The sequence below is a fragment of the Stenotrophomonas sp. HMWF023 genome (assembly GCF_003060985.1).
In the GTDB taxonomy this organism is placed as follows: Bacteria; Pseudomonadota; Gammaproteobacteria; order Xanthomonadales; family Xanthomonadaceae; genus Stenotrophomonas; species Stenotrophomonas lactitubi.
Genome location: NZ_QAIJ01000359.1, coordinates 1 through 1,485, shown reverse-complemented (window position 1 = coordinate 1,485; position 1,485 = coordinate 1). Strand labels below are relative to the sequence as shown.

Genomic DNA, 1,485 nt, shown 5'->3' with positions numbered 1-1,485 from the left:
GGGACGCCGTGAATCCATCCATGGAGGCTTGGGCGCGCCATCCATGGCGCTTACACCCCCGCAACCGGACCCACCCCGCCTTCGACAGATTTCCGCGATCTGCCGGAATGGCATGACCTGCTGTTGGTGGGTGTCGACCTTGGTCGACACATGGATCCACGCCATGCGTGGATGGGTCTTCCCGACTACCGCGCCATCTTCCGCCGCAGCCAATAGCCAGCGCCCAGCAGCACGAACCATGCGGGGCTGGCCACCAGGGCCTGGCGGGTGTCGGCCTGCAGGCTCAGCAGTACCAGCACGGCGGCGAAGAAGATCAGGCAGGCCCAGCACATCACTACGCCACCGGGCATCTTGAAGATCGAGGCCGCATGGCGCTCCGGGTAGCGACGGCGATAGACCATGTAGGCCACCAGGATCAGCGACCAGACGAAGATGAACAGCACCGTCGCCAGGGTCGTCACCAGGGTGAAGGCGGTCACCAGGTTGGGGATCAGGTAGATCAGCAGGGTGCCGCCCAGCAGGCACAGGCAGGAGAACAGCAGGCCCCGGGCCGGCACCGCTGCGCGCGAGAGCTTGGACAGGCCGCGCGGTGCATGGCCTTCCTCGGCCAGGCCGAACAGCATGCGGCTGGTGGAGAAGATGCCGCTGTTGGCCGACGATGTTGCCGAGGTCAGTACCACGAAGTTGATCAGGCTGGCGGCGGCGGGAATGCCGGCCAACACGAACAGCTGCACGAACGGGCTCTTGTCCGGCACCACCTGGCGCCATGGGGTGACCGCCATGATCGCGATCAGCGCGAGCACGTAGAAGATGATGATGCGCACGGGGATCGAGTTGATCGCCTTGGGCAGGTTGCGCTCCGGGTCGGCCGTTTCCGCAGCGGTGGTACCCACCAGTTCGATGCCGACGAAGGCGAACACCGCGATCTGGAAACCGGCGAAGAAGCCGACCAGGCCCATCGGGAACATGCCACCGTCATTCCACAGGTTCGACAGCGCTGCGGTGTGCCCGCTGGGCGAGGTGAAGCCCCACGCCACCAGCCCGGCGCCGGTGATGATCAGCGCGCAGATGGCCACGATCTTGATCAGCGCGAACCAGAATTCCATTTCGCCAAACAGCTTCACCGTCACCAGGTTCAACGCCAGCAGCAGCATCACGCAGGCCAACGCCGGTATCCATGCGTCCAGCCCGGGGAACCAGAACTGCGCATACGCGGCGATGGCGATCACATCGGCGATGGCGGTGACGATCCAGCAGAACCAGTACGTCCATCCGCAGAAGAACCCGGCCCACGGCCCGAGCAGATCGGTGGAGAAATCGATGAAGGATTTGTACTGCAGGTTGGACAGCAGCAGCTCGCCCATCGCGCGCATCACGAAGAACAGCATCGCGCCGATGATCAGGTAGACGAACACGATGGATGGGCCGGCCAGGCTGATGGTCTTGCCCGAACCCATGAACAGGCCGGTGCCGATGGCACCGCCG

General features: G+C 64.5%; 1 protein-coding gene. It reads right to left on the bottom strand.

Going from position 1 to position 1,485, the window contains the following annotated elements; all coding sequences use genetic code 11:
• Nucleotides 1–185: 185 nt before the first annotated feature.
• Nucleotides 186–1,485 (bottom strand): D-serine/D-alanine/glycine transporter (gene cycA / locus DBR20_RS21795; RefSeq protein ID WP_108268426.1); only part of this gene is annotated, 1,300 nt, incomplete at its 5' end.